Annotated in this window: 3 protein-coding genes; 2 read left to right on the top strand and 1 reads right to left on the bottom strand. The window is 40.5% G+C overall.

What is annotated here, in order from left to right:
- Positions 1-50: 50 nt before the first annotated feature.
- On the bottom strand, positions 51-2,240 hold the full coding sequence (locus E1176_RS05060) for an acylase (RefSeq protein ID WP_155209480.1): 2,190 nt from the start codon (positions 2,238-2,240) through the stop codon (positions 51-53).
- Positions 2,241-2,410: 170 nt separating this feature from the next.
- On the opposite strand from E1176_RS05060, the gene E1176_RS05055 reads away from it, so the two are divergent.
- Positions 2,411-3,241 (top strand): helix-turn-helix domain-containing protein, encoded by an 831-nt coding sequence (locus tag E1176_RS05055; protein WP_155209479.1) that lies wholly within the window; start codon positions 2,411-2,413, stop codon positions 3,239-3,241.
- Between the two features lie 4 nt (positions 3,242-3,245).
- The gene (locus E1176_RS05050; RefSeq protein ID WP_155209478.1) at positions 3,246-4,157 is read left to right on the top strand and encodes an amidohydrolase family protein; all 912 of its coding nucleotides are present in this window, start codon (positions 3,246-3,248) and stop codon (positions 4,155-4,157) included.
- Positions 4,158-4,303 lie beyond the last annotated feature (146 nt).

The raw sequence follows: 4,303 nt of genomic DNA, 5'->3' as shown, positions 1-4,303 counted from the left end.
CGTCAGACCACTCAAAGTGGTCAGACGACTAATCTTATAAGGCCTCCAATCTATCTCTTCCCTGGTTTATATGTATTCTTCGCTCGTTTTTCTATATCCTCTCTGTAATAGGCTACATCCTTAAACTTACCTTCCAAATACAGAGAGATCTGATCATCGAAATGCGGAGACTCCGGGTCGCCACTTTGGCCTCCAGCTAGTAAACTCTTAGCCTTCACACTATCACCAAATTCGACTACAGCCACAAAACTGTTGCCTGAAGTACCATAAATCTTTTTTGTGTCATACGATCTGGCGCCATACGAAGCTAAAGCACCCCAACTACCCGAAGCCATACCCACAGGCTCACTAAATGCATCGTCATCAAAAGGGTGTTTGATATCACCTGTGAGCCTTTGAAAACGATTAATCTCACCCCATGGCGTGTTCCACTGTCCAAAATCCTCTGCCAATTTATCTAGCGTGGTATTAAAATGTGTGATGCGTTCTTCTGCACTTAGGTCATTTCTGTAATAAGCAAAACGCTCCATAAAACTCAAATCTTCAGGAGTCTCTACATTTCTTAATAATTGTAAGGCATAGAAATGCGCAATCGACATGGCCACAGATTCTTCGGAAACCGCATAGTCCCACTCACGCATTATTTTAATAGCCTCCTTGAGCCGGTCATCCTTAACTGATGCCTGATCATAAGCTTTAACCACCCCCGGAATGAGCACTTCAAATGCCGGTAAGTAAGGATCATAGGCCATCTCAATCAGTTTCTCGAGTGTCAGGCTATCCACGTCTTGTAAAAGTCTTCTCGCATGAATCCCACGGAAGTTTTCATCAGCATAAGACATGTAATATGGATAATCCTCTCGCTTCGGGCTGTAATCACCTGCGCTGGTAAAAGGTGTTGAGTTGCAGTTTTGAATCCAGCCATTTTGCGGGTTTATCACCTTTATAGCTTCAGAAACAGGATGCAGGCCTTGCCAATCTGTGGCAGGATTGCTACCGTCTACTGGTTGTTTATAATTGAATGTTGTATCTCTTTTGGGTATAAAATTGCCATGGTAATAAGCAATATTGCCATCAGCATCGGCATACACAGTGTTATTAGAAGAATTGGTTTTAATCTTCATCATATCGTTAAACTCATCGAGTCCATCTTTTTTGGTTCTTGTAAAAGACTGGATCAAGGCGTCTACCGGTTCCCACATGATAGCGGTAGCTACCCATTTGTCATCAATTTTATGTGTGACAGGTCCGTGGTGTGTGCGATATGTTGGAAAAGTCTTTTGCCTTAAACTATCGCCATCTTTATACGACAGCGTAACCTCTCCTACTTCTACCGGTCTAAGTTCTTCACCATATTGATAATATAAACTGTCGCCTTTTTCTACGATGGTTTCCTTAAACTCATCAATTACATCCGTGTAGGTAGAAGTGTGCATCCATCCGGTTTTCTCATTGAAGCCCTGATAAATAAAGAACTGCCCCCAGGTAACTGCACCATAGGCATTGAGTCCCTCCTCGCTCACTGCGTGCACTTCTCCTCTAAAATAGAATGAGGTATGTGGGTTAATCAAAAGCATAGCATCACCTGAAGCGGTATGTTCACCTGAGATGGCAAATCCGTTTGATCCTTGCGGCTCGTCTAACAGTGCCGGGTGTGTTAAACCATCCCCATATTCTGTTAAGGCCAGGGCTTTATCTTCATAAAATGCTTTTATCCTTTTCGTAGAAACACGTTCGATATCACCACCTATGGAGCCTTCGCTAAAATACATAGGCATCCACGGTTCAAAACGTGTTAGAAGTTTCGGCTCGACCTCAGGGTGAGTGTGTAGATAGTAATTGATGCCATCAGCAAAAGCATTACATAGTTCTTTGAGCCAATTAGGAGCATTCTCATATTTCTCAATGGCCTCTTCCTTGCTCATGTATAAACGAGCTCTGAGGTCACTGAATAATTCCTCCTCGCCCTCTACTTCGGCCAATCGACCTATAGCCCAAATGTAGTTTCTCTCCACTCGGTTGAAATCATCTTCACATTGTGCATATAGTAACCCGAAAACTGCATCAGCATCTGTTTTACCATACACGTGTGGTACGCCATAGTCGTCTCTAATGATTGTGATACGTTCTGCCTGAGCTTCCCATTTAGCTAACTCATCGTTTGGTGTTTCATTATTACATGCAGAAACTAATAGTGTGACCAATAAAAAAAGCATTGATCGATGCAGTTGTAATTTCATAAAGTGACTTCATTTAATTGAGCCGACAAAGTATTGAGTTTTAACAAAAGATCATACTCGTAGACTTTCTTTTATGTGAGCGGTTACTGCTATTGATTTTCAGGCTTATACCTATATTCTGACCAAATAAATCGCTAAATTGTTAAAATACCAGTTGCCTGTTTGTATTCATGAAACAGTTCCTTTACATACCTCAGAGCCCTGTTTTACGGGAGTGTGTGCATTTCTTTTCATATATTGAAAATGACCAACCTCAAGACAATGAGTGGGTGGCACTTTTTCCAAATGCTACTACAAACATAGCTTTTTCACTTAATGGCCCACTTGAGTTGTCAGGAAATCACAAACTTTCTTCCAGTGTTTCATCTACCTGTACCACATCAATTGCGATGAATACAAGTAATTTCAAAGCCTGCATCGTACAGTTAAAACCATATGGCTTTTACAAATTAGCTAAAACGCCTATGTATTTATTGAAAAATTCGATGGCTCATTGTGACCTATTTTTTAGCGCAAGCGAACTCAATGAGTTATGTGAAAAACTTCAATCTGAGCATACTCCTACAAAAATTTTTGCTACGCTTGAAGATTTTTTTTCTGAGAAAATAGATGACCAAAACATTGATCAGAGGGTATCTTATGGTCTTGATCTTTTAAACAGCACTCAACTATCCATGGATGAACTTAGTTCGAGATTGTGTTTGAGCAATCGTGGTTTACACAAGCTTTTTACTCAACAGGTGGGTATCAGCCCTAAGTACTATCAGAAAATTGTAAGGTTTAATAAACTCGCCAACGCCATCGCTTCAGAGCCGGACAAAAGCCTCACTTCGCTGAGTCACAAGGTCGGATATTTTGATCAGGCTCATAGTATTAAAGATTTCAAATATTTTGCAGATATGAGTCCGATTCAATATCGAAAGCTTAAAGCCAACAGTACCGATTTTTACAATTTTAAGACTACGGAACCTCATAAATTTGATAAGTACATTAAGCTATAAACTCATGAAAATCCTTATCAGATACTCTGTACTTTTATTATTACTCTTACCTGTATATACAGCAGATGCCCAACACAATAAACTTCCTATAATTGACGTACACCTGCACGCGTATACCGACCGTACTTATCGCTCTGTGCCCAACGAATATGGCACATTAAGCCCCAAAAACTTAGAAAATCATAAGAAGGCTACACTAGATATGATGGATAAATATAATATCGTGCGTGCCGTTGTTAGCCAAATTGGCGGATTCGATAACCAGGAATTTGAAGGGGATCCTCGATTTATACCCGGCTACTATGCTAACAATGCGCCTGATGACACAACTGCCTTTATAAAACTCATTGAGGAGGGCAAGCTCAAAGTATTTGGAGAGATTGGTGCTATCTATGCTGGAAAAACACTTTCAGATCCCGAATTTGATCCTTACCTCAAAATTTGTGAGCGGTACAATATCCCTGTTATGGTTCATACCGGTGGTGGCGAGCCCGGTGTTACTTACCGATGCTGTCCTAATTTCAGAATAAGCCTGGGCGACCCTTTTCTTATTGAAGATGTATTGGCCAAATATCCGAAATTGAAAGTATGCATGATGCATGCCGGTGAAATCTTTCATGAAAAGGCCGTACGATTGATGATGCTATACCCGCAATTGTATGCCGAATTAGGCGCAGTTTTATGGGTAGCAGATCCGATTAAGGATTATGCAGAGGAATTTCTCCGTAGAGCCCAGCAGTTCAAATGCATTGATCGGATTATGTTTGGTTCAGATCAGATGTATTGGGCAGAAGGTATTGAAAAATCGATACAGACATTAAATAGTTATGATTTTCTATCTGAAGAAGAAAAACGCAAGATTTTTTACCATAATGCTGTTAAGTTTCTAGCGCTGGAAGAAGAACTTAAGCAGTAATTATGCTCTGTATGACTTTTGTTAAAAAAAACCGCGTCATTCCTGACGAAGCCTAGCGAAGATCAGGAATCTCTAGAGTAAACATCACAATGGAGTAACTTAATGCTCTGATAGATGAGGCTGTCTCAAAAGGTGAGTCATCCTGA

Source organism: Fulvivirga aurantia (assembly GCF_009711475.1).
Classification (GTDB): domain Bacteria; phylum Bacteroidota; class Bacteroidia; order Cytophagales; family Cyclobacteriaceae; genus Fulvivirga; species Fulvivirga aurantia.
This window is presented reverse-complemented; position numbering and strand designations above follow the sequence as displayed.